Raw genomic sequence first — 24,352 nt, 5'->3', positions numbered from 1 at the left:
TTATTGTTGTTCCACAGCCTCAGATTCGAAGACTCGATCCGCCACTGGCTGCGGTGTCTGTGCACCCTCAACCTATGCCCGCCTAATGATCATGTAAAATGATCAATTGTGAATCTCGTGATCGCTTTTGGTGAACCAACTAAACCGCGATGCCTCCTCCTTCCGGCCTTCGAGCGCCTGCCCCGTCCAGGCTACCTTTGGGCGGGCGTTTGTTGCGTGACAGCGGGCGAGGCCTTCACCCAACCGTTGATTCCGGCACACAGCACCAACAGGGCGCCCGTCACCAGAAACACGTGATGCAAACCGAAGTGCGCGCCGATCTGGCCACCGATCAGGGGTCCGATGACCTGTCCAGAGAACTGTGCCGACTGCAGATAACCCAGGACTTTGCCGGTGTTGTGCTCCGCCACCGAATGCCGGATCAGCTTGGCAATGGCCGGCAGCAGCCCGGCAATGCTCATGCCCATCACGCCGCGCAAAATCGCCAGTTGCCACCATTGCGTGACGAACGCCTGGGGCACCATGACCACGCCCGTCACCAGCAAACAGCCGATGATGACGTTCCAGCTGCCGACGCGGTCGGCCAGCGCCCCCAGGCGAGCAGCGGTCAAGATGCTGCCCAATGCGGAACAGGCCATGATCACGCCGGCAATCCGCGCCTGGTCATCCAGTGCGACGCCAAGGTGACCGATATAGACCGTGATGATCGGTTCGATCGACATGTTGGCCAGCAACACCATCATCGCGGTCATCAGCAGTGCAGCGATGATCGGCCAGCGTGAGCTGACACCTGGCGCCTGAGTTTCTTTGCCCCGGCGAGCACCGTCCGTGGCGCGATCGAAGTCCTCGCGAATGAGCACAATCGTGGTAATCGCCGCCACCGCGATCATCGCGCCACCGACGAAAAACGTGCCGCGGATGCCGACCAACCCGGGCAGGAATCCCCCCACCAGCGGCCCGATCAGGTTGCCCGACAACGCCCCCGTCGACAGCACGCCCAAGGCCCAACCGGCCTTTTCCTTTGGCACCTGGGAGCCGATCATCACGATGGAAGCCGAGGCGTAGCCACCGATGAGCCCCGCGATCAGGCGCAGCAGCACCAGATCGGTCACGTTGCGCGCCAGCCCGATCATCGACATCACCACCGCCATGCCAATGGCCGCCCGGATCAGCATCGGTTTTCGCCCATACCGATCGGCCAGTCGTCCCCAGAGAGGCGCGGTGATCGCCGTGCCGAAAAACGTCGCCCCGAATGCCACGGCCGACCATTGCACCACGTCGGCCTGGGAAGTGACGCCCAGCTGTTGCACATAAAGCGGCAGGAACGGCAGCAACATGCTCAGGCTGACCAGCGTGGTAAAGGAGCCAAAGACACAGACGGCCAGGTTGCGACGCCAATATGAAAGGTTGCGATCGGCATAGTTCACGAAGGGCACTCCGGTGTCGTACTTGAATTGAAATTTCGGTTCAAGCGGACACTACCCGCGCCCAAGCATCTTAAAAAACGAATTAATTTGATCTGATCTATCGGTATGAGTGATATGCAGAGCCGGCGCGGGCTGCAGCGCTAATTACACGGTGTATCAACTGAAATTCCACGGCACGCATTTATCTTCGCAGGAGGGCTTAATACAGTGACAGACCCCCTCCGTTCCTTCATTTCACGAGCGAACCCGCATGCCCCATGACTTGAGCCACCTCGACACCGCACTCGCGGCCTACCCCCGGGCGACGCTGCTCGAAGGTCCGACACCGATTCAGAAACTGTCTCGATTGAGCCGTCTGCCCGACATGAACGGCTGCAATATCTACGTCAAGCGAGATGACCTGACAGGCCTCGGCGGCGGCGGAAACAAGCTGCGCAAACTGGAGTTTCTGCTCGGCGAAGCACTGGCCGAAGGGGCCGACACGCTCGTGACCTGGGGCGGTTTTCAGTCCAATCATGCGCGCCTGACGGCGGCCGTCGCCGCCCAGCAGGGACTGGCCTGCGAACTGATCCTGACGCCGTCGGCGGTGCGCAGCGACGAGGACTTTTGCCACAACGGCAATGTCGTGCTGGACGCTCTGTTTGGCGCAATGGTTCACCGACTTGCCCCCGGCGCCGCGCCCGATGTCTTTGCGGCGCAGCGGGTCGAAAAGCTCAGGCAGCAGGGGAAAAAACCCTTTGTCATGCCGTTGGGCGGGTCCAGCCCCATAGGAAGCCTGGGTTACAGCGCCTGCGCGGCCGAGATCCTGCGCCAGGCCGATGCGCTCGATGTGCATTTCGACCGGATCATCGTGCCCAATGGCAGCGCCGGAACCCATTCGGGCCTGTTGGCCGGCGTTACCCTCGCCCATTCATCAACGCAAATCGCCGGCTATACCGTCCTCGCCAACGAAGACCAGGCGGCGACCACGACCCTGGAAAAAACCCGCCAGGTTCTACAACTGCTCGACCCCGGCGCCACACTGGCCGACAGCTCCGTCAGCGTGAACGGCAGCCAGCGCGGCGACGCCTATGGCGCACCCACCGATGCCATGCTGGAGGCGGTGCGACTGCTGGCGTCCCACGAAGGCCTGCTGACTGATCCCGTCTACGGCGGCAAGTCCTTCGCCGGATTGCTGGCGGCCGTTCGCGCCGGCGAATATCCGGCGGGAAGCCACCTGCTATTTGTGATGACCGGCGGCCTGCCCGGCATTTTCGCCTACCGCAGCGCCTTCGAATAACCGGGCGTCTGTAGGCGCCAGCTTGCTGACGATGGACTCATGTGCGTCGCATTCAACCGGTCTGAACGCGTTTACGTTAACGACCATTGCCAGCAAGGCACTGCCGAGAGGGATGCTGAATAGGCTGACGCCTTCGCTGGCCGGGCGGTTTTTGATCGTCCGAGCTGTTCGTCAGCCAGCCGCGCGAGTTTGCGGACCCTGGCCAATACTGCAGGGGTCGCCCTGCAAGCCGGAGCTCAAAGATGCCGCTGACTCTTTACTACCATCCGCTGTCGTCCTACTGCCACAAAGTGCTGGTCGCGCTCTACGAACAGGCCATCGAATTCGAAAAGAAGATCATCGATCTCACCAGCGAGGCAGATCGATCAGTGCTCCAGGCGCTCTGGCCTCCGTGCAAATTCCCGGTCATCCGCGATCACGCGCGCCAGCGCAACCTGGCGGAGTCGAGTGTCATCATCGAGTACCTGGACCACTTCCATGCAGGCCAACACCCGCTGATTCCCGGTGATTGGGACACCGCGCTGGAGGTGCGCCTGTGGGACCGTTTCTTCGACCTTCATGTGCAGACCCCGATGCAGCAGATCGTTGCCGATCGCCTGCGTGCGGCCCATGGCGACCTGACCCGCGAGCGCGCTGCGCTGATGACCGCCTACGGCATGCTCGAGCGCCAGTTGGCTGGTCGCACCTGGGTCGCCAGCCCGGACTTCAGCCTGGCCGATTGCGCTGCCTGCCCGGCCCTTTTTTATGCCAGCACCCTGCTGCCGTTTCCCGAGGATTGTCGGCACTTGCAAGCGTATTTCGAACGGTTGACCCAGCGACCATCGTTCCAGCGGGTCATCGACGAAGCCCGGCCTTACTTTTCGCTCTATCCGTTTGAGGAGGCCATATCGCAGCGATTTCGCTAGGCACTCACTCCCGCCCGAGCGACGATCCCCCTCCCCCCAAAAGCCGCCCAAATACAGGGAATTCCCCCACCGTCGGGGGCCTTCGGTATTGGCAGACGGCATGACCGACTGGCCGTCTCAGGTTGCGGCTCAGGCAATCCCGGCCTAAGGTCCAAACGAAGATTTGCCGCGAATGGCGCGATGGCGCGCCGCTGGTTTCTGCCTTTCCAGTGCGAATTTCCACAGGAGGTGACGACATGCCAAACGACTCCCGCCCCGCCGTACTCGAACTGATCGGTAATACGCCCCTGGTGCGTGTCAGCCGTTTCGATACAGGCCCGTGCACCCTGTTCCTCAAGCTTGAATCGCAGAACCCCGGTGGGTCGATCAAGGACCGTATCGGCCTGGCGATGATCGATACCGCCGAGCGCGATGGCCGCCTGCGGCCCGGGGGCACCATCGTTGAAGCCACCGCCGGCAATACCGGCCTCGGCCTGGCCCTGGTCGGTCGCGCCAAGGGTTACCGGGTGGTGCTGGTGGTGCCGGACAAAATGTCCACGGAAAAAGTCCTGCACCTCAAGGCCATGGGCGCCGAAGTGCACATCACCCGCTCCGATGTCGGCAAGGGCCATCCCGAGTACTACCAGGACGTCGCTGCGCGGCTGGCAAAGGACATTCCCGACGCGTTCTTCGCCGACCAGTTCAACAACCCGGCCAACCCGCTGGCCCACGAATGCAGCACCGCCCCGGAGATCTGGGCACAGACCCAGCATGATCTGGACGCCATCGTGGTCGGCGTCGGTTCGGCCGGCACCCTGACCGGGCTGACGCGTTTTTTCAAACGGGTGCAGCCCGACCTGGAGATGGTACTGGCTGACCCGGTCGGCTCAGTGATGGCCCAATACAGCCGCGACGGCACCCTGCCGACGCCCGGGTCATGGGCGGTGGAAGGCATCGGCGAAGACTTCATTCCATCGATTTCCGACCTTTCCAGCGTGCGCCACGCCTATTCGATCAGCGACGAGGAAAGCTTCGATCATGCCCGGCAACTGCTGCGCGCCGAAGGCATCCTCGGTGGCTCCTCGACCGGCACCTTGCTGGCCGCGGCGCTACGTTACTGCCGCGAGCAGACCAAGCCGAAACGGGTGGTCAGCTTCGTCTGTGACACCGGCACCCGCTACCTGTCGAAGATCTACAACGACCAGTGGATGTCCGATCAGGGCCTGCTGCAGAGCAAGCGCTACGGCGACCTGCGCGACGTCATCGCGCGGCGTTTCGAAGATGGCCGGGTGATCAGCGTCGGTCCCGATGACACCCTGCTCACCGCCTTCCAGCGCATGCGCCTGGCGGATGTGTCGCAACTGCCGGTGCTGGTCGATGGCCAGCGGCTGATCGGGGTGATCGACGAGTCCGACATTCTGCTGCGTGTGCACCAGGACGCTTCGCACTTTCGCGTGACCGTGGCCAGCGCGATGACCGACAAACTGCAAACCCTGCCACCCGGCGCCAGCCTGGCCGAACTGCAGGCCGAGCTCGACCGCGGCCTGGTGGCCATCATCGCCGACGCCTCGGGCTTTCATGGCCTGATTACCCGGTTCGACATGCTCAATCACTTACGGAGATCCCTTGCATGAGTCAGCACGATAAAGACGCCGCACCACAGGGCTTCGCCACCCGGGTGATCCACGCGGGACAGACGCCGGACCCTTCCACCGGGGCGCTGATGCCGCCCATTTATGCCAACTCCACCTATTTGCAGCAAAGCCCCGGCGTCCACAAAGGCCTCGACTACGGACGCTCGCACAACCCGACGCGCTGGGCACTGGAACGTTGCGTGGCCGATCTCGAAGGAGGCACCCAGGCCTTCGCCTTCGCTTCCGGGCTGGCGACGATCTCCACCGTGCTGGAGCTGCTCGATGCCGGCTCGCACGTGGTCTCGGGCAATGACTTGTACGGCGGGACGTTCCGCCTGTTCGACAAAGTGCGCCAGCGCAGCGCCGGGCATCGTTTCAGCTTCGTCGACTTGACCGACCTGGCGGCGTTCGAGGCGGCACTGCAACACGACACCCGGATGGTCATGGTCGAGACACCGAGCAATCCCCTGCTGCGCCTGTCCGACCTCGCCGCCATCGCCCGCATCTGCCGTGCCCGCGGCATCATCTGCGTGGCCGACAACACCTTTGCCAGCCCCTATATCCAGCGTCCGCTGGAGCTGGGCTTCGACATCGTGCTGCACTCGACGACCAAGTACCTCAACGGCCACTCCGACGTGATCGGCGGCATCGCGGTGGTCGGGCAGAACCCTGAACTGGCCGAGCGCCTGGGCTTCTTGCAAAACGCGGTGGGTGCGATTGCCGGCCCGTTCGACGCCTTCCTCACCCTGCGCGGGGTCAAGACCCTGGCGCTGCGCATGGAGCGTCACTGCAGCAATGCGCTGGAGCTGGCGCAATGGCTGGAACGCCAGCCCCAGGTCGCGCGCGTCTACTATCCGGGCCTGGCGTCGCACCCGCAGCACGAACTGGCGCGGCAGCAAATGCGCGGTTACGGCGGAATGATCTCCCTCGACCTCAAGACCGACCTGGCCGGCTCCAGGCGTTTCCTCGAAAACGTCCGGATCTTTGCCCTGGCCGAAAGCCTGGGGGGTGTGGAAAGCCTGATTGAGCACCCGGCGATCATGACCCACGCCACCATCCCCGCTGACACCCGTGCGCAGTTGGGTATCGGTGATGCGCTGGTGCGCTTGTCCGTGGGGGTCGAGGATGTCGAGGACCTGCGCGCGGATCTGGCCCAGGCACTGGCGCGGATCTGACCGATATGAAATAACAGGCACCACTTTTGTGGGAGCGAGCCTGCTCGCGATAGCCGGTGCAAGTCATGCGCTGAGCGCCGGAACAACCCGCTATCGCGAGTACGCTCACTCCCGCAGGTTTTACCGTTTTCATTTCCGGAAGATCGATCCATGCCCAAGCTCGACCTCTCACTGCAAGACACCGCCGCGCCCGAGGGCGTTTGTTTCGGTTGCGGCAGCAGCAATCCCCACGGGCTGCACATCAAGAGCCATTGGCATGAGGATGGCGTGCATGTGATGGCCGAACACCTGCCCGATGCCATGTATTGCGGCTGGCCGGATCTGGTCTACGGCGGCCTGATCGCGATGCTGGTGGACTGCCATTCAAACTGGACGGTGATGGCTTATCACTACCGTGAGGAACAGCGTGAAGTGGCCAGCCTGCCGCGCATCAATTGCGTCACGGGCAACCTAGGCATCAAGTTCATCAAACCGACGCCCATGGGTGTACCGCTGACCCTGCGGGCCAAAGTGGATGGCGAAGTCGGGCGCAAGACCCGGGTTATCTGTGAGGTCTATGCCGGGGACGTGCTCACCGCCATTGGCGATTCGATTTTTGTCCGGGTCGATACCGGGCAACTGGCCGCCGCTGCCCACGGGCAACAGGCGAGCCAATAGACGCACTCCCCCGCGCTTGCGCCCTGTTGCAGTCGCTCAGGACGGCTCAGGCGCAACGATCTTCAGCCAGGGCCAGCGAGTCTGATAACTCTTGGCCTTCTGCACGAACAACTCTGGCTGGGGATTCTTGGGATTGATGCGTAGCAGACCGTGCTCGGTATCGGCCAGGCCATGGGGCGCATAGACCTCGCCGGTTTCAACATCCAGGCCGATGCAGGTCCCGGCGACCAGGTAGCGATCAACCCCGTCCCTGGCCGATTGAAGCTGCGGATAAGCCCCGCCAAACCGCTGGCTGTACCAAAGATGGACCCGCGCCTGATTCTTCATCTCGACGTTGGCTTCCAGGTCGCGGAACAGATGCTGCGCAGCAAGGATGACCTCATTTTCGGCCTCCCACGACAGGTCCTCATCGAAGTAAAAAACGTCGTAGTCTTTCACTCCCCACGCGGCCGGACGCTGCGCCTGCCGGTTCCACACGGCCTGGAACAGGCAGCCGGCGGTAAGCAGGCATTGATTCAAACCCAGTGAAGGCAAACGTGAGGTGATTTCAGCGTTGATCGGATTGGTCATGGCGATGCTGACCAGGCTTTCGACAGTCAATGTCATGTGCTTCGTCCCTTGGAAATCGCTTCAGTGGCGGCCAGCGACAATAGCGCAATTTCCCGGGACGCAGGTTCACTCGACGGTCAAATCAGCAAATCCTCGTAGAACGCGCCGAAGGGACGCTCGGGGTGGGCGATCTGGATCTCCAGAATCCACAGGCCGGTGGTCGGGCATTGATCCAGATCTCCCAGATCACCGCCCCGGTATATCGCATGGGGAAAATCGCTGACCCGATGACCCTTGATGTCCAGATTGAGCGTCCAGCCCATGGCCTTGGCTTGAGCGGTGGCATAGTCATACAGCGCCACGCCGGACACCCGCTCGCTGCGCCAAAAGCTCTCGACCCGGTCAAACAGGTCCTTGGCGGCCGAAGCACAGGCGATCATTTGCGGGTCGGAGCCGGTGGTGAATGTCGCGCCGGCATCCCCTTCGTGGCCCTGCCAGACCACCCCCATGTCGATGAAGAAAATGTCCTCTTCACCCAGTTGCGGGTCGCCGTCGGAGCGTTGCTTGAACGTCTTGAGCGTATTGGCGCCGAAGCGCACCAGCAGTGGATGCCAGATTCGATCCATACCCATTTCGGACAGGACCTGCTTGCCGCGCAACTGCGCCTCGGACTCGCGCATGCCCGGCGTGATGACACTGGCAATCTGCTCAATGGCCTTCCAGGTCATCTGCTGCGCGTGGCGCATCGATTCCAGTTCGTAACGTTCGCCTACTGCTTCTTTACCGCTCAGGGCCATGGTCATGAGTCATTCCTTGTTTAAGACCGCGCATGTGATCGCTGTATATCTTTTTATATTGCGATATTCAAGATCAAACAGGCAGGCATGGCTCGGGCGATCCCCGACCACACCTTGCAGCCCTCAATGCGCGGTCATGACATTGACTTGCCTCAGGCCGGTGAAATCGTTGCCAGCACGCCGATCAGGATAGTCAGCACCAGAAAACCACCGAGAAAAATCGCCATCTTGCCCATAAGGTCACCTCCGTTTCGAATATGCGGTGCAACCACTGCTGCGACTGCGGACCGTGCCGTTATTGTGGGGCGCAGGCCGAGTGCATTACAGAGGCAGAAAGCGCAGAAAAATACGGATCAGATCAAGGAGCCTTGCAAACGCACAACCTGAGCCGGCTTGCTGTCGATCGGCTCCAGTACGCCGCGTTTAACCAGGCTACACGCGCCATCGTTGACGACCATCGCTGGCAAGCCGGTTGCTACCGCGCTTGAGGTGAACACACGCCCCGGAAAATGATTATCCGCACCACACCGGGGTGAATGATCACCCTCAGGGAACTCCTGACAACCGCCGTGCATCCTAAAATATGAGGGACTTCCTTTTTGCTTCACGCTTTGAGAGGACACCGTCATGCGCCGTCTGATTATCGTTTCGTCTCTGTTGCTGTGTTTACCCTTCGGCTCTGCAATGGCCAAGGTGGACGCAGGCGATGTCGCCACCTCAGCCGGGGTTTCCGCATCGCTGTACTCGACGTTCAAGGACCACAAACTCATGATTCCTGCCCGGGATGACGCCTCCAGCTTCGTGGCCAGTGGCGGTGCGATTCGCGGCGCTTATCTGGAATCGGTTCTCAAACAGCTCCGGCAGGAGCACCCCGACCTCAACAACGCAAGCGACGAAGACCTGGCTCGCGCCATTCTCGTCCAGGAAGGCATTCCAGCCGATAAATAACAATGGCCAACCTCAGCGGTGGGGCTCGTGAAACCTGGACAGCGTTTCCGGCCCTGCCTTGCTTTCATGACTGAGCTCAAGAGAGCCGAGCCCAACCGGCCACCAGTGCCGCGCTGATGCTGACCCCGCCGCACACCACAACCACCACGTCCCGGGCTTCGGCAATCGCCGGATGATCCAGGTAGGCAATGGCCAGCGACACGCCACACGCCGGCTCCACCAACTGCCGCAAATCACTGGCGTAACGCACCACGCCCATGATCGCTTCCTCGTCTTCCAGCACCACGCACTCATGGGGGAAAGCGAGGATGTGCTGCACCGGCCACGCCGCCACTTGAGCGGCGCCGAGCGAGGTGGCGACCGTGTCGATCCGTGGCAAACGCACGGGATGCCCCGCCGCCATGGCCGCGGCGAACGATGCCGCGCCCCTGGTTTCGCAGGCGATGATCCGGCAATCGGTGCGCCGATGGCGGATCAACCCGGTGAGAATGCCCGCGAGCAAACCGCCGCCGCCCACCGAGGTCACCACGGCGTCGACCTGCGGACAGTCTTCGAGGATTTCATCGATCATCGTGCTGTGCCCTTGCCACAACACCGGATGGTCGAATGCCGGCACGTACTCGCTGTCCGCGCCCTGAGCGAGTTCCTTGGCCCGTTGATTGGCCTCGTCCCAGACTTTGCCGTGGACGATCACCTCGGCACCGGTTTTACGGATCCGTGCGCGGGTGCTTTCAGGAGTCGTGTGCGGCACCACGATGCAGGCTTTCAACCCCAGGCTGGCGGCGGCCACGGCAGTGGCGAATCCGGCATTGCCCCCGGACGGACACACGACTCTGGTTTTGCCCTGAGCCGCGGCCTGACTGCACAACAGCCCCATGCCGCGTAGTTTGAATGAACCACTCGGTTGCAGGTTTTCCAGTTTGAGCCAGATGCGGCGGGTCGTGGTCGAGAGGCCAGGATGCAGAATCAACGGCGTTCTGATGTGAAGCATGGCGGCTCCTGTTACGCGCCGCCCACTCGTCGAAGGGTCCACGGGGCAGCGGTGAACGATCCTTATCCAAGCTTAGTTCACCCTGACCCGAGGCTGGCTTTTCAGCGATAACGTGGCGCCGCCCTGACGTTGCCGAACAACCCGGAAAGCACCTGGCGCTGGCGATGGTCGAAAAGGACCATGCGAGGCGCACCGATGCCGCAGGCGCTATTCCCGGCAAGCCAGCTCCTACACTGAAAGAAGGGACGTTACCCTCAGTGGAGCCGCCAATGAAAATTTCCGCCAGACTGGCGTTTTTCGCCATTGTGTCCACCCTCGCCTACCTCGGGCTGGCAATAGGCGGGCTGGGTGGTTTCGCCGCGTTTTTCTCCCATCCCTCGCTGGTGCTGGTGGCGCTTGCCACGCTGGTCATGGTCATCGCTTCGCTGTTCACCGAGGTCAACCTGAGCTCCGGCGAACGCGAGGATCGGGCCAACCGCTGGGTACTCCCGGCATTCGGGGTCATTGGCTTGTTGAGTGGTTATCTGCCGGCCTACAACGACCGCATCGACTTCTGGACGTTCGGTGGCGAGGGCGTGCGCTGGCTGGGGGCCTTGCTGTTCATCCTCGGCGGCGCCCTGCGAATGTGGCCGGTGTTCGTGCTCGGCAAACGCTTCAGTGGGCTGGTGGCGATTCAGCCTGGGCATCGGCTGGTCACCGACGGGATTTATCGCAACCTGCGCAACCCCAGTTACCTGGGCATGTTGATCATTGCCGTGGGCTGGGCACTGGCGTTCCGTTCGGGGCTGGGCCTGCTCCTGGCGGCGCTGACGCTGATCCCGTTGATTGCGCGGATACAGGCGGAAGAGGCCCTGCTGCGGGCGCAATTCGGGGCTGAATACGAGGCTTATTGCGCGCGCAGCTGGCGGTTGATACCAGGGGTCTACTGAAGCGACTCGCAATACCACCTTCGCTGGCAAGCCCGCGCACAAGGGACCGTGCCCGGACATTGTCAACGCAACACCGTCAGGAGCGAGCTTGCTGGCGATGGACCCGAGTACGCCGCGTTGACCCAGATCATGCGCGTTATCGTTAACGACCATCGCTGCGCTGCGGCGACCCGACAAGCCAGCTCATGGGACCGAGGTGATCAGTGTCTGGACATCAGCCCATGCAGCACACCAAACCTCAACCCGGGTTCGGACGGCGTCATGTGGGAGACACCAAACACCTTGAACGCCGCCAGCATGAGCACCAGGCCGCCCGGCAGGATGCTCAGGCGATGAGCCTGCAAGCCCGCCAGCTTGAGCTGTTTGACATGCCCCACTTCCAGCAGGCGCACCGACAGGCGCAAGAGGCCGCCATAGGTCACGCCGCTTTGACCGTAGTCGTTCAACCCGTTGGCCTTGAGCACCTTGGCCAGCATCCGCGCCGTGCCTGATGAGCCGATGACTTGCTGCCAGCCCTGGGCACGATAACGGCGCGCAACCCTTTCGAACTGCAACGTGGCGACTCGCTCGGCTTCCAGCAGCGCCTTCGCGCTGATGGTGCCGCCCGGAAAGTAATGCGCCCCCACGGTGCCGCTGCCAACGGCAATGCTCTCGGTGAGTAACGGCTGTGCGCCCTTGCCCAGGATCAGCTCGGTCGAACCGCCGCCGATATCCACCACCAGGCGCATGCGCTGGGTATCAGGGAGGGTATGGGCGACGCCGGCATACACCAGTTGGGCCTCTTCTTGCCCGGAAATGACATCGATGCGAAACCCCAGGTGCCGCTCGGCACTGGCCAGAAACAAGGGTGCGTTGTCCGCCTGGCGAACTGCGCTGGTCGCCACCGCCCGCACTCGCCCCGCCTCGAAGCCCCGCAATTTTTTGCCGAAGCGCGCAAGCGCCTGCCAGCCTCGATCCAGCGCCAGTTCATCCAGCGCCCCACCCTGAAAACCCTCGGCCAAACGGACGGGTTCACGCAGGGTTTTCACTTCCTGGATCATGAACTGCTGATTGCGCTTGACCGACTGGCCGATCATCAGGCGAAACGCATTGGAGCCCAGATCAATAGCGGCAAAGAGTGAGGCGTCGCCTTTCATGGTGGGGATTCCTGGCAAATCCGACAGCCCTTGGACCGCTCAACGCGGATCGCGAGGATGTTGCCACGGGCTCGGTGACAGCCAGATGACACCGGGATTATTTTCTGCTGAATGTCATTGTCACCAGGCCGTCACCTCTTCGGGGCAAGCGATCAGCCACGGAGGGCGTTACAGATCCTCGTTCAGCCCCCTGAATCAGCACACACCCCATCACAGCGATTGCCCTCCCCCCGACTTGGTGCAAAATACAGCGCTCAGCCATAAAAACAGACCGCGTCGCGGAACGCCGTGCAACGAGAACCGATATGAACACCCATTTTCAGAAAAGCGATGTCGCTGTGCCCAAGACCCGGTGTGATGGCCGCCATCACTGTGTCGCCCATCAGCAAGCGGCGGTGGCAGCATGATCGAGGTCACTGAAGTTTCCATCGCCCAACTGCGCGCTGCGCTGGAGTCCGGCCAGACCACGGCTGTTGAGCTGGTCCAGGCTTACCTCGCCCGGATTGATGCATACGACGGCACCGACACGCCCACCGCCCTCAATGCGGTCGTGGTGCGCAACCCCGAAGCGCTCGCTGAAGCGCACGCCTCCGACGCCCGTCGAGCCAAAGGCCAGACGCTGGGGCCGCTCGACGGCATTCCCTACACGGCCAAGGACAGTTATCTGGTCAAGGGACTGACGGCGGCTTCGGGCAGCCCGGCCTTCAAGGACCTGATTGCCTATCGCGACGCGTTCACCATCGAGCGTCTGCGCGCTGCCGGGGCGATCTGCCTGGGCAAGACCAACATGCCACCGATGGCCAATGGCGGCATGCAGCGTGGCGTCTATGGCCGTGCCGAGAGCCCGTACAACGCCGACTACCTCACGGCCCCTTTCGCCTCGGGCTCGTCGAACGGCGCCGGCACCGCCACCGCGGCCAGCTTCGCGGCCTTCGGCCTCGCCGAAGAAACCTGGTCAAGTGGCCGTGGTCCGGCGTCGAACAACGGTTTGTGTGCCTATACGCCTTCACGCGGGGTGATTTCGGTGCGCGGCAACTGGCCGTTGACGCCGACCATGGACGTGGTCGTGCCGTTCGCCAGAACCATGGCCGACCTGCTTGAGGTCCTCGACGTGGTGGTGGCGGAAGATCCCGACACCCGTGGCGACCTGTGGCGCCTGCAACCCTGGGTGCCGATTCCGAGCGTTGCTTCGGTGCGTCCGGCCTCCTATCAGGAACTTGCCGTGAAGTCCGACTCACTGGCAGGCAAGCGTTTCGGCGTTCCGCGCATGTACATCAATGCCGATGCCGAAGCCGGCACTAGCGATGCACCGGGTATCGGCGGGCCGACCGGGCAACGCATCATCACCCGTGACTCGGTCATCGAGCTGTGGCAACAAGCGCGCAAGGCCCTCGAAGCCGCTGGCGCTGAAGTGCTCGAAGTCGATTTCCCGCTGGTCTCCAATTGCGAAGGTGATCGTCCCGGTGCGCCGACCGTGTTCAACCGTGGCATCGTCTCCAAGGAGTTCCTGCACCACGAGCTGTGGGACCTGACGGCCTGGGCCTTCGATGATTTCCTGCAAGCCAACGGCGATCCGAAACTCAACCGGCTGGTCGACGTCGACGGGCCACTGATTTTCCCGCACGACCCGGGCACACTGCCCAATCGTGAGGGCGACCTGGCCGCCGGCATGGACGAATACGTGAGGATGGCCGAGCGTGGCATCACCCCGTGGGACCAGATCAGCACGGTGCCTGACGGCCTGCGGGGTCTTGAACAGACCCGGCGCATCGACCTCGAAGAATGGATGGATCGCCTGGGCCTCGACGCGGTGCTGTTCCCGACCGTCGCCGACGTGGCGCCGGCCAATGCCGATGTCGACCCGCAGTCAGCGGATATCGCCTGGAGCAACGGCATCTGGGTGGCCAACGGCAACCTCGCCATCCGGCACCTGGGCGTGCCGACGGTCACCGTACCGATGGGTGTGATGCCCGACATCGGCATGCCGGTCGGCCTGACCTTCGCCGGTCGCGCCTATGACGATTCGGCCCTGCTGCGTTTTGCTTCGGCGTTCGAGTCGACCGGGTCCAAGCGCCTGATCCCGCCGCGCACCCCGCCGCTGTCCGCAGAAAAATAAAGTATGGGATCGTTCACCACATGTGTGAACACCCAGGATCCAAATGTGGGAGCGAGCCTGCTCGCGATGGCGTAACGTCAGTCGATGATGCCTGTCGGCCATGCAAGCGTCATCGCGAGCGGGCTCGCTCCCACAGGGATGTGACCTGTCAGAACGGCACGGTCAGCTTCATCCAGTACGCATTGCCCTGCGCCCGGTTGCGCACTTCGGTTTCCTGCTCCCATTTCCCCGTGATAAACCAGCCCTCCTTGCTGGTGTATTTGATTGACGGCCCGATGGCCAGCGCCCGGCCCTTGTTGTCTTCGATCGTCTCGCCGCTCTGGCGGTCATCGGTGGTCTGTCGGTAGTAGTAGCCACCCACGCCCAGCACCCAACCATTACCCAGGCCCCAGCCGACGGCATAGTCGACGTGAAACTCCTGCCCCGAACGGTAGTTGGTCGCCGGGTTCTCGCGGTTGAAGTCGTACATCACCTTGGCATCGAGGTTGGGCCCGCTCGGGTCGACGTAGGACATGGCGTAGACCGGTTCAATCACCCAGTAGTTACGCCCGGTGTTGGCCAGGTCACCACGGTCATAGCTCCCGGTGGGGGCGATCATGTCCAGGGCGAGGATGCTGTGGAATTTATCGCTGTGGTGAAAGCCCAGTGCCGGCCCGAAGATCACGTCCCCCAGGCCTTTTTTGCTTTGCGACTGACCGTTGAGATCGACCTTGAGGTCCACCAGCGGGACGATCGCGTGCAGCGCCACGCTGGCGCCGAACAAGGTGTAATCGCTGACCCAGATCAGCCGTGGCGTGATGGCGTTGGCGCGCACGCGAAAATCCAACGGGAGTTTCTTGCCGTCGTTGCCACGCAGGTTATCGGCCTCATAGTGATTGACGAAAAGTTGTCCGTAGAAGCCCGGTGGCGGCATCGCCCCGGACATGTAGTTTTCCGCGCCCAAAGGGTAGGACGTGCCTCCGCCTTCGGTGGCGTGCACCGGGACAGAGAGCGCCGCGCTGACGCTGGCCAGGGTGGAGATCACGAGCAGCTTGTTTGTTCTGCGAGTCATTCGTTTCAACCTTATTGTTGTTATCGGTCGGGCACGCCCTGCCCGCTCGTAGAGTGTCGAGAAGGCAGGTTCCATTACTGGTTGGAGCAAGCAGGCTCGCTCCCACAGTGGATCGGGGGGCGGTCTCAGATGCGTTTGAACAATGCCGAACGCTGGGTTTGTTCACTGCCGTCGGCGGCGCTGTAGAAGCGTTCCATAAAGATGTCGCGTTCGAACAACCGCCCCTGCATCAGGCAGGTGATGGCCGAGTCGATCATCACCGGCGGCCCGCACAGATAAGCCTTGCGGTTGTTGAAGCGTCCGTCGAAATGCTGCTTCGCCGCGTCATGCACGTAGCCCTTGAACCCCGTCCAGTCGGAGTCCTCGTCCGCCTGGCTGAGCGCCGGCACATAGGTGAAGTTGGCGTATTCCCGTGCCAGCGCCTCGAACAGTTCGCGGTTATAGAGTTCGGCGCGGTTGCGCGCGCCCTGGAACAGCACGATCTGGCGGCTGTCGCCGGCTTCCAGCAGGTCGAGGATCATCGACTGCGGGCTCGATAAACCGGAGCCCCCGGCGATGAAGATCAGGTCGCCACGCTGTGAGGTGCGCACAAAAAACTGGCCGTACGGCCCGGACAGATCCACCGTATCGCCGACCTTCAAGTCGTCGTGAATCTTGCCCGTGGCCAGGCCACCGTCGACCCGCCGAATATGAAGTTCAACTTCATCGGCACGGCTCGGTGGATTGGCCAGGGAAAAGGCCCGCGTGCCTTCGATGCCGGGCAATTGCAGGTTGATGTACTGCCCCGCCTGAAAGGCCATGGACCGGTCCAGCTTGAGGTGCACGCCCTTGATGGTCGGCGACAGGTCGACCAGCGCGCTGACCACCGCGCGGTAGTCCTCGACCGGATGCCCGAGGAAATCCGGGTCGGCATCGATATCGGCCTCGATCACCATGTCGCTTTGCGGGATGGCACAGCACGCCAATACCTTGCCCTCATCGCGCTCCATATCCATCAGCGCAAAAGACGAAGCCGCGCCGAGGTCCGCCTCGCCTTCCAGCACCTGGACCTTGCAGGTGGCGCAGGTGCCATGACCGCAGGCAAACGGCAACCAGACGCCCTGGCGCAAGGCGGCCTGCAGGATGGTCTGGCCCTCTTCCACTTCGATCTGCTCACCGGTGGGTTCGATGGTTACTTGGTAGCTCATCGCCGTGTCCTCAGTTAAAGCTGCCGGCAAGGCCGTTCAAGCCAGGGGTATCGAGGTGCAGCAGGCTCTTGTGATCGATGCCATTGGCGATCAGGCTCGCCCCAAGATCCGGCGTGAACGGCCGGTCGTTGAGGCGCCACAGGGCCTGGGTGAAGTCGACCCGAGGCGCATCCGGGTGCCGGGCAATCGAAGGCTTGACCACCTGCTCGAGGAAGTCGCTGAACGGCATCGCCGGGGGCAGCGGAAAGGTAAACGGGGCGCAGAACATCAGGTGTCTTTCCCAGCACAGGTACACCAGCTGCAGTCCATGGAAATTTTCCTGGCGGTCCAGGGGTTGGGCGTCGTAGGCGCCGATGGCAGTCACAGGCATGATCTTGTCCTTCTTGTTATCGGTTAACTGCAGGAGCCGGCTTGCCGGCGAAGCGATCTAACGGCCACCGAAACAGGTGAATGCTCCGGCGCCATCGCGAGCAGGCTCGCTCCCGCAAGGGTTAGGGTTTCGAGGTGGCCGGCGCGCTATTGCGATCGTTCGGGTGCCAGTCCTGCCAGCGCCGATGCTCGGTGGAACCCAGGTATTCGAAGTTGTCCTGGCCGGGATTGATGTTGTAGTAATCGCGCACCACCGATTCGACGTCGGCGCCACCGCAGTTGCCCTGCAGAATCTGATGCACCGGCAACCAGGCCTGGATGTACTTGGTCGGCTCGTATTCGAAGATGTCGCAGCAACCCTGGGAGCAGAAGTGATAGCGCTCGCCTTCGTGCACGGCACTGCGGTGGCTGAGGGTGGTCTGGTCATCCGGCTCGCCGAACGACAGCGGGATCTGGCAGATCTGACAGAGCATCGGCAAGGTCGGGTTGTAGAAGCGCTCGCCCTTTTCCTGCAGCGCGCGCCAGTGTTCAAAGCGTGGGCGGTAGATCTTGTCGAAGGTGTCCGGGTACTTTTCCGAGAGCCAGTCCAGTTCCTCGTCGGTCGGCATCCAGGTGTGGAAGTTGGTCGCCTGGCTGTACTGGTAGAAGATCGACCAGGCCTGATGGCTGACGTGATCCTTGGCGATGTTGGCCTCTTCGACGTGCTTGGGTGGACGGATGCCATAGCGCTCCAGGTCCTTGAACAGCGCGCCGCCGGCCTCTTCGAAATACACGCCCCAGGCTTCGGACCAGGACATGACTTTGTTCGGCAACATGTAGTCCATCATCATCCCCACCAGTGTCAGCAGGCGGTAGCCACGCCAGAACCACTTGTCGATCCAGCGCTGGATGATCGGCACGTTGTCTTCATGTTGCTCGAGCAGGAACTTGATCACTTCCAGGCCCAGGGTCATGTGCCGGGCTTCGTCGGACTGCGCGGAGAAGCCGAAGGTCACCGTGGCCATGTCGCCGTTGAACGCCGCGCCGGACATGAACGGCACGAACAGCAGGTTGGTCAGCACGTACTCGAACGAAAACGAAATCGCCGTGAGGAACTCGAACGGCCCGGCGGTGCGTGCATCTTCGAAGAACGATTTGGGCACCGAGAGGAACCACACGCGGTCGTGCATGTGCGCGAAGTCATGCAGGCCGTTGAAGTGCTTGTTGTAGTGGCTCATGGCGTGGATCTGGGTCTGTACGTGGCGCAGTTCGTCGATGGCCTGCATCTGGCAGGCGATGCGCGCACCGGCGCCGCTGAACTGCCGGCCGACCCGGGCGAAACCTTGATAGGCCTGGTATTCCAGCGGCGTGACACCGGACAGGAACAGCTTCAGCGCGTTGACGTAACGGGCGTCCGACAGCGTGGTATGGCCGTTGTTTTGCGAGAACGCATCGAAGATCGCGTAGAGCTTTTTCTCTTTCTCGGCCTGGTACTTCCAGTAGGTGTCCATGGTCAGGCGGAACGGGTCTTCCCACTTGTCCCAGTCGGTGATCTTGATTCCTTCGAAACGCTCATGGGGGTAGATGTCCTCGTGGGTCTGGTAGCTCGGCTCCCAGTCCAAGTCACGAGTCATGCAGCGGTATTTTTCTTTGGCATTAAGACGTTTTTTCACGGCCATGATGGCGCTCCCGAATTCTTGTGATGGATCAAACGGCTGTCGACGATGGATCAGCTGTTCCAGTACAGGGAAAAACTGTCGTCCTCTTCCACGACGTTGCCGCCCAGGGTGATCACGTACATCAGCATTTCCTGGATGTCCCAGACGCTGCCGGTCAGCGCCTCGACCGTGTCACGGCGGATATCCAGCCGGCCCTGGGCCTCGATGCGGATCATCGAAGGCTGGTGCTGGACCTCGGCATGGGGGTTGTCCTGGACGATGGCGTCGACGATCGAGCGCGCGTAGTCGGTGTCCTGCAGGTTCATGTAAACGAGGGAAGTCATGCTTGGGCTCCTGTCAGGCCGAGTTTTTTCAGGCGCGAGTCGAATTCGCTGCACACCGCATCCAGTGCCGATGGATCGAGGCCAAGGGCCGCCAGCGCTTGCAGCGCCTCGACCGCACGCGGGCTCCAGTGATCGATCCAGCCTTGCACCAGCGCCTTGTTGGCCGCGCTTTCGTTGACCACGGTCTTGAGCAGCGCATCGACCCAGCGCTGGCTTTCGGCGAACCACAGGCGCATGAATTCGGTCAGCATGCCGACCTGGCCGGCGCCGTTGGCCGTCAGTTGTTCATCGAGTTTGTGGAACAGCAGCGGGTAGACCAGGCCGTCGCTGACCAGGTTTTGCGCCACGGTCAATTCGAACCAGTCACGCACCACCAGGGTGTCCTCGACGTAGCGGCGCATACCCTGCCATGCCGGGTCGTTCAGCCATTGCTGCTTGGCCTGGGCCAGCAGCAGGACATCGCCATCGTCGAGCATCAGGCCGATGCGCGACAGGTACTGGGCGATGCCCAGGCGGTCCATGGCCTGGAACATGTGCATCTGCGTCACACTGGTACCAAAGCCATCGGCGGCGATGTTGCTGTTGTTCATGTTGGCGCCCATCTCGGCGTGGCGCAGCGGCAACAACAGCTTGCTGATCAGCTCGACATGGGTGCTGGACAGGCCGGCGAGCATGTCGCGCTTTTCGCAGAACGCGTAATCGTGCTCGGCGTTTTCCTGCATCTTGGCCCGGGCCTGGACGTAGGCGCCGTAGTAGTACTGGCGCGGGTCGCTGACGGCGTACCAGTCGGCCATGACCACTGCCGTGCGGGTGGCGTCGTTGAGCAACTTGTCCGGCTGCCACAGCGGCCGGTAATGAAAATTGGTCGCCGACTCCAGGTCGAAACTGGCTTCCTGATACCGGCTGGCCACCTTGTCGCCAAAGCGGCGACGGGTGTGGCTGAAGGTGTTGCGGATCGTCTCGACGGTCGTCGTCTTGATCTCGACACTCATGGAGTGGACTCCTGTGGTTTTTGTTGTGTTGGATGGTCGGCGACCGGCTCAGCGTCGCGGGTTTCGCCGTAGCGCCACTTCTGCGCATCGGCGTCGAGGGCCTCGGACATCTGCGCGTCCATGTGCTGCACCCGGTTGTTTTCGCAAAACTGCCGGAACGCCTGACGCGGCAGCACCAACTCGACGAACAGGTCCGGAAAACCGATGGCGAAGTCGAATTCGACGAAGGTGGCGTCAGGCTCGCTGCGTACACGGATGTAACGCGGCATCTGATCGAAGGTACTGCCAGGTTGGCTCATGCTCGGGTACTCCCTTGTTATGGTCGGGGTACGGAGCAACAAGGGTGCCAGCGACGAAAAAACGCTCGAAATTGATTTTTTATTTGTTTAAAAACAGATAGTTATCAGCAACCCTCCACCAACGAACAGCGTTCAAGACCGGCTGCCGGGCAAGACTTCGGCAGCGGCAAATTGATCATTTGATCAATCGTCCCCGCCCCCTTCGAGCAAATGAGCAATCATCCGGCGATTGACTTTTGGTCCGCTTTCAGGCCGCTTAGAAAAAGAAAAAACGACCTTGCCTTGCCTGAAAAACCACGGTCGCTACGATGCCTGGAACAATCCGCCAATAGCCTGAGCGGAACGCATCACCACCCCAATAACTACAAATCAGGGGCGCACTGAATGATCACCACGTACAAGGCTTCCCAGCACCCGCCGTCGCTCAAGGATCTGAGCGACCAGGTTCGATTTCTCGGAAGCGAAGGGAAAATCTGGCTGGACGAACAACGCATGTTGTTGATCCAGGTGTCGATGATGGCGTCGTGCAGACGCGAGTTGATCGAGATGCTCGGCGTCGAGCGCGCCAAGGGATTTTTCATGCGCCTAGGCTATCAGTCCGGGCTCAAGGACGCTGAACTGGCGCGCAAGTTGCGGCCCCAGGGCAGTGATGTGGAAATGTTCTTCACCGGCCCGCAACTGCACTCGCTCAAGGGCATGGTCAACGTGCGCCCGCAGACCATCGACATCGATCTGGAGAACGGCCAGTTCTACGCCGATATCGAATGGCAGGACTCCTTCGAAGTGGAAAACTGCCAGACCGAAAACCTGCATTCCGATCAGCCGGTGTGCTGGATGCTGCTCGGTTATGCCATCAGCTACAGCTCGTTTTTCCTCGGTCGGCAGATCATCTACAAGGAGGTCAGTTGCCGCGGTTGCGGCGACGCGCACTGCCGGATCATCGGCAAGCCCGCCGAACAGTGGGACGACGCCGAAGAGGTCATGCGCTACTTCCAGAGCGACCCGATCATCGATGAACTGCAAGCGCTTCAGGTGCAAGTGGCCAATATGCGCCAGCGCTTGCAGATCGAGGCCGGCAAGTTCTACGGCATCGGCCAGTCGGCGGTGTACCGCAGAACCTGTGCACTGATCGACAAGGTTGCCTTGGGCAAGGCCTCGGTATTGCTGCTGGGTGAGACCGGCGTGGGCAAGGAAGTGATCGCCCGGAGCCTGCACCTGCGCAGCGAACGAGCCGGCGGGCCCTTTGTCGCGCTGAACTGCGCTGCCATCCCGCCAGACCTGATCGAAGCGGAGCTGTTCGGCGTGGAAAAAGGCGCCTACACCGGTGCCCAGCAATCGCGCATGGGCCGTTTCGAGCGGGCCAATGGCGGTTCGTTGTTCCTCGATGAAATCGTCGAGTTGACCCCGCGCGCGCAAGCCACGCTGCTGCGGGTCTTGCAGGAAGAGGAACTGGAGCGAGTCGGCGACTCGCAGACCCGCAAGGTCGACGTGCGGGTCATCACCGCGACCCACGAAGACCTGGAAAACGCGGTCAAGCAAGGGCGTTTCCGGGCGGACCTGTTCTACCGTCTGAATGTGTTTCCGGTGCGCATTCCGGCCTTGCGCGAACGCCGCGAAGACATCCCGCTGCTGATCGAACACTTCCTGGAAAAACTGCACGCCAGCTACAAGAAAAAAACCCTGGGCCTGTCGGACCGGGCGCTGCAGGTGTGCCTGCACTACGACTGGCCCGGCAATATCCGCGAGCTGGAAAACCTGATGGAGCGCGGCGTGATCATCACCGATGAGAACCAGAGCATCACCGTCGACGCCCTCTTCCCGCATTCACCGCAACTGGCTGAAAGCATTGGCCTGGCCAGCGATGGACGCCTGGTCAAATCGACGCTCGCCAGTGGCCAGGACTGGATCGACACCATCATCGATAGCGGTATTGGCCTGGATGGCGTGGAAGATGCGTTGATTCAGGCGGCCATGGAACGCAGCCAGCAAAACGTCTCGGAGGCGGCACGCTTGCTGGGGATGACCCGACCCGCGCTGGCCTACCGCCTGAAAAAATCTCCCTAGCAGGCGATCGGGTCTGTGAGCCTTGCGCCACTGACAAGATCGCCTTCGCTGCAATGCGGCGATCCGACAACCCAGCCCCTGCAAAAGCCCCTACCTGCAAACCAGAAAACCTCCCTCGGGGCGACCCCGGGGAGGTTGAAACGGCGCGATGAAATCAGTCCCGGGCCTGGCTCATTTTGGTGAACAGTTCGGTCGGCACCTTCTTGCCATTGGAGACGTACTGGTTTGTACGGTACTTGTAGACCTCGGCCTCGGAAAGGTATCCGTCGTGGTTGGTGTCCATCGCCTTGAACTCTTCACCACCGTTCGGCGCAACGGCCAGTAGTTCCTTGAGCGACACGCGGCCGTCGTGATCGGTGTCGGTGCGCGCGAAGGAGGCGTCACCGCACTTGCCTTCACCGCATTTGCCTTCACCGGCCTTGGTCACTTTGGCGCCGGTTTCGCTGGCACCACATTTACCTTCGCCACACTTGCCTTCGCCGCTCTTTTGCGCTGCAGCGACTTGGTAGCCTTGCGGCAACGCTTCAGCGGCAAAGGCGGACGATGCGAGGTTCAGGCTGCCGGCCAGTGCAACAGCGATCAGGCCAATACGGGATTTGTTCGACATACGGGACATGGTGATTCTCCGGGTACGGTGTGCGGCCAAGCCGCTTGGGTCATTGCCACCAGGGCGATAAGCCGTTGTGCGAGAGCGTTCTGCTTTCTCGCTAAGGCAGGGCTATTTGACGGCAACCGTGTATCCCGGATGTATCAGGATCGAGGGGCATTTGTAAGCCAGTCTGCGTACACCGGGTTCGGATACACAGCGATACACAGCCCCCTCAGGCCTGATGTCACTTTTTAAACATCTGGCCGGCGACGCTCCGGCCTTCATCACTGCGAAACCGCCCGTCAATGGTCCGACTGGGCGATATTTTTTTGATCGGTGCCTGGAAGCAAACAGCCCTTGGCCATCCACGGGCAGTTTCTGGCCCAGCGATAGTCGGACTCCAGTTCACCCTGATCGTTGTAATACGCCAGCCGCAACTGATCGGCTTTCAGGTCGAGCTTGGCAAAGCCTGCCCGCGAGGCAGCGAACGCACTGTCTGCCGGGGAGATACTCAGGGTGTCGAGCGTCTGGCCCCCACCGCCGGAGATGACCCACGCGGGTTCCCCGGCGCGCAGCAGCAGTTGCTGATTGTGATCATGTCCCGACAGGAGCATATCGACCTTGTTGCGTTGCAACACAGGCAGGAGCCGGGTGACCAGATCCGACTCTTCACCATGACCGCCCTGATTGCGCACCGGATGATGGGACGCTGCGATTCGCCACACCGGAGCCGGGCCGGGTGCCTGGAACGCCTGATCGATCCAGTCGATTTGCTGTTGCAGGCTTTCACGTGGCGCCGCAGTGTCGAGGAACACTATTCGCACCAACGGACGTCCATCGACGCTGCCGAAATCCTTGGTGTAGAAGTTCATTGGCATTTGCCAGCGACCCGAACCCACGTGTTGTTGGCCGTATTCGATTTCAAACGGTTGCGACACCGGGTAATCGTGATTGCCCAGCACCGCGTAGAACGGCACGTGACTGAGCCAATGCCCCAAATACACCTTTTCGAATCGGGTTTGCCAGCTCAGGTCGCGGGTACTGGTCAATGGCCTGCCGTAGAAGTTGTCGCCCAGCAGCACGACCATGTCCAGGCGTCCTTCCCTGGCCGCGACCTTTTCCATCGCTTGCCCTACGCGCCACTGCTGCATGTTGGCGCTGCCTTGATCGCCCAGCGCAATCATCGACACAGTGGAAGGTTCCAGACCTGACACCGGAACAAAGGGCGACGGCGGCGTGTACAGCCAATAACCGCCGCACGCCAGCAAGAGCACGGTGGCGATGCCTGCGCAGCGCGC

At 61.7% G+C, this 24,352-nt stretch carries 23 protein-coding genes; 9 read left to right on the top strand and 14 right to left on the bottom strand.

Annotated features, from left to right (window positions below):
• Nucleotides 1-191 precede the first annotated feature (191 nt).
• Nucleotides 192-1,427 carry an MFS transporter gene (locus F7R06_RS17000; RefSeq protein ID WP_151149686.1) on the bottom strand — a complete coding sequence of 412 codons (1,236 nt, stop codon included), beginning with the start codon at nucleotides 1,425-1,427 and terminating at the stop codon, nucleotides 192-194.
• A gap of 250 nt (nucleotides 1,428-1,677) precedes the next feature.
• Here F7R06_RS17000 and F7R06_RS16995 point away from each other — a divergent pair, with 250 nt between their 5' ends.
• The 5 genes from F7R06_RS16995 to F7R06_RS16975 all read left to right on the top strand — a co-directional run bounded on the left by F7R06_RS16995 (nucleotide 1,678) and on the right by F7R06_RS16975 (nucleotide 7,056).
• On the top strand, nucleotides 1,678-2,706 hold the full coding sequence (locus tag F7R06_RS16995) for a D-cysteine desulfhydrase family protein (protein ID WP_090323203.1): 1,029 nt from the start codon (nucleotides 1,678-1,680) through the stop codon (nucleotides 2,704-2,706).
• A 242-nt stretch (nucleotides 2,707-2,948) separates the two neighbouring features.
• Complete coding sequence (locus tag F7R06_RS16990; RefSeq protein ID WP_090323204.1) at nucleotides 2,949-3,611, top strand: glutathione S-transferase family protein; 663 nt, start codon at nucleotides 2,949-2,951, stop codon at nucleotides 3,609-3,611.
• A gap of 236 nt (nucleotides 3,612-3,847) precedes the next feature.
• Nucleotides 3,848-5,224: a pyridoxal-phosphate dependent enzyme gene (locus F7R06_RS16985; protein ID WP_090323206.1), complete on the top strand. Its 1,377-nt coding sequence runs from the start codon at nucleotides 3,848-3,850 to the stop codon at nucleotides 5,222-5,224.
• Nucleotides 5,221-6,399: a trans-sulfuration enzyme family protein gene (locus F7R06_RS16980; RefSeq protein ID WP_090323207.1), complete on the top strand. Its 1,179-nt coding sequence runs from the start codon at nucleotides 5,221-5,223 to the stop codon at nucleotides 6,397-6,399. The genes F7R06_RS16985 and F7R06_RS16980 overlap by 4 nt, the downstream gene beginning before the upstream one ends.
• A gap of 150 nt (nucleotides 6,400-6,549) precedes the next feature.
• A complete protein-coding gene (locus tag F7R06_RS16975) occupies nucleotides 6,550-7,056 on the top strand; it encodes a PaaI family thioesterase (protein ID WP_090323209.1) in 507 nt (168 codons plus the stop codon).
• Between the two features lie 36 nt (nucleotides 7,057-7,092).
• On the opposite strand, the gene F7R06_RS16970 is transcribed toward F7R06_RS16975, so the two are convergent.
• Both F7R06_RS16970 and F7R06_RS16965 read right to left on the bottom strand, forming a co-directional pair.
• Complete coding sequence (locus F7R06_RS16970; RefSeq protein WP_090323210.1) at nucleotides 7,093-7,662, bottom strand: nucleotidyltransferase family protein; 570 nt, start codon at nucleotides 7,660-7,662, stop codon at nucleotides 7,093-7,095.
• A gap of 80 nt (nucleotides 7,663-7,742) precedes the next feature.
• Nucleotides 7,743-8,408 (bottom strand): M24 family metallopeptidase, encoded by a 666-nt coding sequence (locus F7R06_RS16965; RefSeq protein WP_090323212.1) that lies wholly within the window; start codon nucleotides 8,406-8,408, stop codon nucleotides 7,743-7,745.
• Nucleotides 8,409-9,029: 621 nt separating this feature from the next.
• Between F7R06_RS16965 and F7R06_RS16960 the strand changes: the two genes are divergently transcribed.
• Nucleotides 9,030-9,350 carry a DUF2388 domain-containing protein gene (locus tag F7R06_RS16960; RefSeq protein ID WP_090323213.1) on the top strand — a complete coding sequence of 107 codons (321 nt, stop codon included), beginning with the start codon at nucleotides 9,030-9,032 and terminating at the stop codon, nucleotides 9,348-9,350.
• A 76-nt stretch (nucleotides 9,351-9,426) separates the two neighbouring features.
• Here the strand turns inward: F7R06_RS16960 and F7R06_RS16955 are convergent, their stop codons facing one another.
• Entirely contained in the window at nucleotides 9,427-10,341 is a 915-nt protein-coding gene (locus tag F7R06_RS16955) for a pyridoxal-phosphate dependent enzyme (RefSeq protein ID WP_090323214.1), read from the bottom strand.
• Between the two features lie 269 nt (nucleotides 10,342-10,610).
• On the opposite strand from F7R06_RS16955, the gene F7R06_RS16950 reads away from it, so the two are divergent.
• Nucleotides 10,611-11,270 (top strand): methyltransferase family protein, encoded by a 660-nt coding sequence (locus F7R06_RS16950; RefSeq protein WP_090323216.1) that lies wholly within the window; start codon nucleotides 10,611-10,613, stop codon nucleotides 11,268-11,270.
• A gap of 200 nt (nucleotides 11,271-11,470) precedes the next feature.
• Here F7R06_RS16950 and F7R06_RS16945 read toward each other — a convergent pair whose 3' ends face one another.
• Entirely contained in the window at nucleotides 11,471-12,406 is a 936-nt protein-coding gene (locus F7R06_RS16945) for a Ppx/GppA family phosphatase (protein ID WP_090323217.1), read from the bottom strand.
• Between the two features lie 403 nt (nucleotides 12,407-12,809).
• On the opposite strand from F7R06_RS16945, the gene F7R06_RS16940 reads away from it, so the two are divergent.
• Nucleotides 12,810-14,522: an amidase gene (locus F7R06_RS16940; protein WP_090323219.1), complete on the top strand. Its 1,713-nt coding sequence runs from the start codon at nucleotides 12,810-12,812 to the stop codon at nucleotides 14,520-14,522.
• A gap of 148 nt (nucleotides 14,523-14,670) precedes the next feature.
• Here F7R06_RS16940 and F7R06_RS16935 read toward each other — a convergent pair whose 3' ends face one another.
• The 7 genes from F7R06_RS16935 to F7R06_RS16905 all read right to left on the bottom strand — a co-directional run bounded on the left by F7R06_RS16935 (nucleotide 14,671) and on the right by F7R06_RS16905 (nucleotide 20,401).
• A complete protein-coding gene (locus F7R06_RS16935) occupies nucleotides 14,671-15,573 on the bottom strand; it encodes a SphA family protein (protein WP_090323220.1) in 903 nt (300 codons plus the stop codon).
• A gap of 125 nt (nucleotides 15,574-15,698) precedes the next feature.
• Nucleotides 15,699-16,760: an NADH:ubiquinone reductase (Na(+)-transporting) subunit F gene (locus F7R06_RS16930; RefSeq protein WP_090323222.1), complete on the bottom strand. Its 1,062-nt coding sequence runs from the start codon at nucleotides 16,758-16,760 to the stop codon at nucleotides 15,699-15,701.
• A 10-nt stretch (nucleotides 16,761-16,770) separates the two neighbouring features.
• On the bottom strand, nucleotides 16,771-17,130 hold the full coding sequence (locus F7R06_RS16925; RefSeq protein WP_090323223.1) for a phenol hydroxylase subunit P4: 360 nt from the start codon (nucleotides 17,128-17,130) through the stop codon (nucleotides 16,771-16,773).
• A gap of 121 nt (nucleotides 17,131-17,251) precedes the next feature.
• The gene (locus F7R06_RS16920) at nucleotides 17,252-18,787 is read right to left on the bottom strand and encodes an aromatic/alkene/methane monooxygenase hydroxylase/oxygenase subunit alpha (protein WP_090323224.1); all 1,536 of its coding nucleotides are present in this window, start codon (nucleotides 18,785-18,787) and stop codon (nucleotides 17,252-17,254) included.
• Nucleotides 18,788-18,837: 50 nt separating this feature from the next.
• A complete protein-coding gene (locus tag F7R06_RS16915) occupies nucleotides 18,838-19,110 on the bottom strand; it encodes an MmoB/DmpM family protein (RefSeq protein WP_090323226.1) in 273 nt (90 codons plus the stop codon).
• A complete protein-coding gene (locus F7R06_RS16910) occupies nucleotides 19,107-20,102 on the bottom strand; it encodes an aromatic/alkene monooxygenase hydroxylase subunit beta (RefSeq protein ID WP_090323228.1) in 996 nt (331 codons plus the stop codon). The genes F7R06_RS16915 and F7R06_RS16910 overlap by 4 nt, the downstream gene beginning before the upstream one ends.
• Nucleotides 20,099-20,401, bottom strand: coding sequence for a phenol hydroxylase subunit (locus tag F7R06_RS16905; RefSeq protein ID WP_090323230.1), 303 nt, complete (start codon nucleotides 20,399-20,401; stop codon nucleotides 20,099-20,101). Before F7R06_RS16905 ends, F7R06_RS16910 begins: the two co-directional genes overlap by 4 nt.
• 384 nt (nucleotides 20,402-20,785) lie before the next feature.
• On the opposite strand from F7R06_RS16905, the gene F7R06_RS16900 reads away from it, so the two are divergent.
• On the top strand, nucleotides 20,786-22,465 hold the full coding sequence (locus tag F7R06_RS16900; RefSeq protein ID WP_090323231.1) for a sigma-54-dependent Fis family transcriptional regulator: 1,680 nt from the start codon (nucleotides 20,786-20,788) through the stop codon (nucleotides 22,463-22,465).
• 154 nt (nucleotides 22,466-22,619) lie between these two features.
• Here the strand turns inward: F7R06_RS16900 and F7R06_RS16895 are convergent, their stop codons facing one another.
• Together F7R06_RS16895 and F7R06_RS16890 are read right to left on the bottom strand one after the other, a co-directional pair.
• Nucleotides 22,620-23,081: an HvfA family oxazolone/thioamide-modified RiPP metallophore gene (locus F7R06_RS16895; RefSeq protein ID WP_090323233.1), complete on the bottom strand. Its 462-nt coding sequence runs from the start codon at nucleotides 23,079-23,081 to the stop codon at nucleotides 22,620-22,622.
• Between the two features lie 275 nt (nucleotides 23,082-23,356).
• Nucleotides 23,357-24,328 (bottom strand): metallophosphoesterase, encoded by a 972-nt coding sequence (locus tag F7R06_RS16890; RefSeq protein WP_245706710.1) that lies wholly within the window; start codon nucleotides 24,326-24,328, stop codon nucleotides 23,357-23,359.
• Nucleotides 24,329-24,352 lie beyond the last annotated feature (24 nt).

The organism is Pseudomonas moorei, from assembly GCF_008801475.1.
GTDB classification, from domain to species: Bacteria; Pseudomonadota; Gammaproteobacteria; order Pseudomonadales; family Pseudomonadaceae; genus Aquipseudomonas; species Aquipseudomonas moorei.
Note: the sequence above shows the minus strand (reverse complement) of the source record. Positions and strands in the feature narration are given on the sequence as shown.

Excerpts from the sequence above, each read along its gene's own strand:
- F7R06_RS16960 (WP_090323213.1), top strand. The coding sequence starts at position 9,030 with ATGCGCCGTCTGATTATCGTTTCGTCTCTGTTGCTGTGTTTACCCTTC.
- F7R06_RS16945 (WP_090323217.1), bottom strand. The coding sequence starts at position 12,406 with ATGAAAGGCGACGCCTCACTCTTTGCCGCTATTGATCTGGGCTCCAAT.
- F7R06_RS16935 (WP_090323220.1), bottom strand. The coding sequence starts at position 15,573 with ATGACTCGCAGAACAAACAAGCTGCTCGTGATCTCCACCCTGGCCAGC.
- F7R06_RS16925 (WP_090323223.1), bottom strand. The coding sequence starts at position 17,130 with ATGCCTGTGACTGCCATCGGCGCCTACGACGCCCAACCCCTGGACCGC.
- F7R06_RS16920 (WP_090323224.1), bottom strand. The coding sequence starts at position 18,787 with ATGGCCGTGAAAAAACGTCTTAATGCCAAAGAAAAATACCGCTGCATG.
- F7R06_RS16955 (WP_090323214.1), bottom strand. The coding sequence starts at position 10,341 with ATGCTTCACATCAGAACGCCGTTGATTCTGCATCCTGGCCTCTCGACC.
- F7R06_RS16965 (WP_090323212.1), bottom strand. The coding sequence starts at position 8,408 with ATGACCATGGCCCTGAGCGGTAAAGAAGCAGTAGGCGAACGTTACGAA.
- F7R06_RS16950 (WP_090323216.1), top strand. The coding sequence starts at position 10,611 with ATGAAAATTTCCGCCAGACTGGCGTTTTTCGCCATTGTGTCCACCCTC.
- F7R06_RS16940 (WP_090323219.1), top strand. The coding sequence starts at position 12,810 with ATGATCGAGGTCACTGAAGTTTCCATCGCCCAACTGCGCGCTGCGCTG.
- F7R06_RS16930 (WP_090323222.1), bottom strand. The coding sequence starts at position 16,760 with ATGAGCTACCAAGTAACCATCGAACCCACCGGTGAGCAGATCGAAGTG.
- F7R06_RS16980 (WP_090323207.1), top strand. The coding sequence starts at position 5,221 with ATGAGTCAGCACGATAAAGACGCCGCACCACAGGGCTTCGCCACCCGG.
- F7R06_RS16905 (WP_090323230.1), bottom strand. The coding sequence starts at position 20,401 with ATGAGCCAACCTGGCAGTACCTTCGATCAGATGCCGCGTTACATCCGT.
- F7R06_RS16990 (WP_090323204.1), top strand. The coding sequence starts at position 2,949 with ATGCCGCTGACTCTTTACTACCATCCGCTGTCGTCCTACTGCCACAAA.
- F7R06_RS16995 (WP_090323203.1), top strand. The coding sequence starts at position 1,678 with ATGCCCCATGACTTGAGCCACCTCGACACCGCACTCGCGGCCTACCCC.
- F7R06_RS16970 (WP_090323210.1), bottom strand. The coding sequence starts at position 7,662 with ATGACATTGACTGTCGAAAGCCTGGTCAGCATCGCCATGACCAATCCG.
- F7R06_RS16895 (WP_090323233.1), bottom strand. The coding sequence starts at position 23,081 with ATGTCCCGTATGTCGAACAAATCCCGTATTGGCCTGATCGCTGTTGCA.
- F7R06_RS16985 (WP_090323206.1), top strand. The coding sequence starts at position 3,848 with ATGCCAAACGACTCCCGCCCCGCCGTACTCGAACTGATCGGTAATACG.
- F7R06_RS16915 (WP_090323226.1), bottom strand. The coding sequence starts at position 19,110 with ATGACTTCCCTCGTTTACATGAACCTGCAGGACACCGACTACGCGCGC.
- F7R06_RS16900 (WP_090323231.1), top strand. The coding sequence starts at position 20,786 with ATGATCACCACGTACAAGGCTTCCCAGCACCCGCCGTCGCTCAAGGAT.
- F7R06_RS16975 (WP_090323209.1), top strand. The coding sequence starts at position 6,550 with ATGCCCAAGCTCGACCTCTCACTGCAAGACACCGCCGCGCCCGAGGGC.
- F7R06_RS16910 (WP_090323228.1), bottom strand. The coding sequence starts at position 20,102 with ATGAGTGTCGAGATCAAGACGACGACCGTCGAGACGATCCGCAACACC.